The organism is Pseudomonas izuensis (genome assembly GCF_009861505.1).
GTDB classification, from domain to species: Bacteria; Pseudomonadota; Gammaproteobacteria; order Pseudomonadales; family Pseudomonadaceae; genus Aquipseudomonas; species Aquipseudomonas izuensis.
In genome coordinates this window covers 8,077-11,898 of record NZ_WTFT01000030.1, presented here as the reverse complement: position 1 = coordinate 11,898, position 3,822 = coordinate 8,077, and the positions used below count along the sequence as shown (strand labels likewise).

Below are 3,822 nucleotides of genomic sequence, written 5' to 3'. Positions count from 1 at the left end.
GCAATGGACCGCTGACTGACCTGGCGGGCAATAACACCTTGACCTTTCCCGCCAGCGGCACCGGTACGATCAATGGCAACGTCACGTTCGGCGCCGGCGCCGATACGGTGGTCATGAACTCCGGCCGCATCCTCGGCGCGCTCAATCAGGGGGATGGCACCAACACCCTCACCATCAACGCCGGGCAGATTACCGGGGCCGTCAACCAGGGCAGCGGCATCGATAACTTCACCATGAACGGCGGCTCTATAAAGTCCCTGGCCCAGGGCGACAGCCGCGACTTTTTCCTGATGACCGGTGGCACCATCGTCGGTGCCTTCGAGGACGGCGATACCGCGAAAATGACCGGGGGCACCATCGGCCGGGTCGACATGAAACTCGACAACAACCTGTTCGACATGTCCGGCGGCAATATCCTGGGCAATCTAGTGACGGGCTTCGGACGAGACACCATCATCGTCTCCGGGGGCAAGATTGGCGGCAACATCAGCGTCAGCGGTAGTAACGACAGCATCACGGTGACCGGTGGCGAGGTCGTCGGCGAGATCCGCACCAGCGCAGGCAACGACACCTTTGTCTGGGATGGCGGCGGCCTCCTCCATTCGGCAATCCTGATGGAAGACGGTAATGACAGCGCAACCGTGCGCAATCTCAGTGAAGGCACCCTCGCCCAGACCCCGAGCGTCAACGGTGGCAGCGGCAACGATGTGCTGACCTTCGATCACACCACAACCACGGGCGCCGGTCGTTACGTCAATTGGGAAACGGTCAACCTGAACAACAGCTCACGGCTCGATCTCGCCGATAACTTCGTCCTGGGTGACAACGCCAGCGGCACCGGCGTTTTCAATATTGACGGCAGCAGCACCCTGACCTCCACGCAAGGCAGCATCACGCCCTTCACCACCGGCCAGCGCGCCACGTTGAACAACGCGGGGATCATCGACCTGAGCAGCGGCAATACCCGTACCAGCGACACACTGACGGTCCAGGGCAATTACGCCGGCAGCGGCGGCCAGTTAAAGGTGCAAAGCGTGCTCGGCGATGACAGCTCGCCCAGTGACAAACTGGTGGTCAATAACGGGAATTTGACCGGTACCACTACCATCTCGGTCACCAATCTGGGTGGCACGGGTGCGGCCACCTTGCAAAACGGTATTCAGGTGGTCCAGGCCCAAGGCACGGCAACCAGCGATGCCGGCGCCTTCTCGCTCAAGACCCCGTTGTCGGCCGGCGCCTTCGAGTACCGCCTGTTCAAGGGCGGCGTCACCCCTGGCAGCGAAAACAGCTGGTACCTGCGTTCGTCCGTCGTGGCGCCGCCGCTGGTTCCGGTCACCGTGGCCAACGCCGACCCGGCCCTGCCGCCGGTGGTGGTGTTGGTGCCGTTGGTGGCGACACCCGTGGCCGCTCCCGGAAGCCCGCCATTGAGCACGCCCGCACCCGGTGCCGCGCCGATTGCGCTGTACCGTCAGGAAGTGCCTGTCTGGGCGGTATTGCCCCCGGCCGCCGCGCAACTGACCCTGTCCGCCCTCGGTACTTTCCATGATCGCCAAGGCGATCAACGACTGTTGAGAGAAACCGGCTCCTTTGGCGCCGGCTGGGGCCGGGTCTACGGCAAGAACATCGACCAGACCTGGGCCGGCACCGTCACGCCACGGCTCGACGGCTCGATCAAGGGGTTTCAGGTGGGCAACGACCTGTACGGCTCACAGACTTCCGGGGGACAAACCCAACGCACAGGCTTCTTCGTCGGCCATAGCCGCCTGGAGGGTGATGTCGATGGCTTCAACCAGGGCTATCAAGGCAAGCGTGCCGGTAAAGTCGAGCTCGAGAGTGACAGCGTTGGCCTGTATTGGACCCTTGCGGCCCCCGGCGGCTGGTATTTCGATACGGTAGCGATGTACACCTGGCTGCGCGGCGACAGCCATTCCGACCGCGGCCTCAAACTCGACAATAACGGTCACGGGCTGACCCTCTCGGTAGAGACCGGTTATCCCTTCGCGCTGGCGAACGATTGGGTGATCGAACCCCAGGCGCAAATCATCCGCCAGAAGATAAACCTCGACAGTCAGGACGACGGCATTTCCAGGGTGTCTTTCGATTCTGACCCCGCCTGGACCGGACGTCTGGGTGCACGTCTCAAAGGGCGTTATACCGTCGGGGGCCTGCCACTGGAGCCTTGGTTGCGCGCAAACCTTTGGCAGACACTTACCGGCACCGATACGGTCACTTTTGCCGGTACTACCGATATCGACACCGAGCAGAAATCTTCGTGGGCCGATGTCGGTATCGGCGCCAACCTGTCCCTGGCCACCAGCGTCAGTGTGTACGCCAATGTCGATTACAGCCGCAATATAGACAGCAATCAGCAGCGTGGAGTGGCCGGTAATTTGGGAATAAGGGTGAGCTGGTAATACCGAGCAAACGCTCTAGCCCGCATTTTTTTTGACGTTATTTCCAATAAACAAGAACTTAGGGATGCGCCGTAAATCAGTCACTTATAAGACCAGAAATACCCATACCGCTTATCGGCCATTTTCTTGACGCAGCGGCAGGGGTCTTCTTGACTTCACCGTACTACCCCCGGAAACACTATCAGGGGCAAGCCCCCCAAGACACCCGCGAACACGGGCGGCCCCCGGCTTGCCTCCATACATTCGGTCGCCCCTCGCTCGGGGTAGGAGAGACGCCAAGGCAAGTACGGCACGCGATGCAAGGTAGCCACGCCATGAAAACCTCATTCACCCAACAAGAGATCAAAATCACTTTTTGCACTGTCTCGAGCTCACTCCTGTTGTGCTCCTCCATGGAAGTGCAGGCCTCACCGGTCGAAGAAGATACAGCCCCCTGGTATCGCCAGGACATCCCGGTGCTCGCCCTGCCCGCAATCGCCACCACTTACCCCGGCCGTTTCAGCCCTGCCCCTGATATGCGAAGTAGCCAACTCACCACCCAAGACGCGACCCCCTATGCCTGGGATCAGGTCTATGGGCAGGCCTCCCGACAGGCGCAAATCGACGCCACGGACCAAGGCTTTACCAATCCCGGCTCAGGCGAAATCAAGGGTCCGGCGATCCTGACCCTGCAAAGCGGTAGCGGCCATACCCAGCAGATCGGCCTGATTGGCGGCACCAACCAGATTCAGGGCAACAGCAATGGCCTGCTGACCAATCGCGGCATGTCTGACCCGAACACCGACACCCTCAACCTGCAAGGCCAAAGCCTCGGTGCCTACTACAGCCTGACCGGGCCACAAGGCTGGCACGTCGACCTGACGGCCAGCGGTGGTCGCGTCAACGGTTTCAGTCGCAACGACCAAGGCCTCCGGCAAGCCACCGAAGGCAGCGCGATGACGCTGTCGGTGGAAGGTGGCTTCCCGATTGGCATCAGCGATAACTGGGTGGTTGAACCCCAGGCACAATTGATCAACCAGCGAATTAGCCTCGATACACCTTATGCGGGCTCTGGCAACACGTCCTCCTCCGACCTGACGTCATGGAGCGGTCGTGTCGGTGCCAAATTGAAAGGCAGTTATGCCATCGACGGCCTGCCTGTCGAACCTTATGTTCGGACCAACTTGTGGCACACGGTGTACACCGGCAATACGGTGACGCTGGACCAGGTCGACAAGATCACCAGCAGTCGCAACTCTTCGACGGTCGAACTGGGTTTGGGTCTGGTCGCCAGAATGACACCGACCGTCAGCCTGTATGTCAGCGCCGACTACAGCAGCGATGTGCTCAACAGCGACTTCAACGGGTTGATTGGCAGCCTGGGTGTGCGGATGCGGTGGTGAGGGGATGATCTCAAGCGGTGTGCTGC

The 3,822-nt window shown here is 60.8% G+C and carries 2 protein-coding genes; both read left to right on the top strand.

Going from position 1 to position 3,822, the window contains the following annotated elements; all coding sequences use genetic code 11:
• Positions 1-2,414: autotransporter family protein (locus GPL81_RS23210; RefSeq protein ID WP_160108606.1), on the top strand; the 2,414-nt coding region annotated here is incomplete at its 5' end.
• Between the two features lie 314 nt (positions 2,415-2,728).
• Positions 2,729-3,796: an autotransporter domain-containing protein gene (locus GPL81_RS23205; RefSeq protein WP_160108605.1), complete on the top strand. Its 1,068-nt coding sequence runs from the start codon at positions 2,729-2,731 to the stop codon at positions 3,794-3,796.
• The last annotated feature ends 26 nt before the right edge of the window (positions 3,797-3,822 follow it).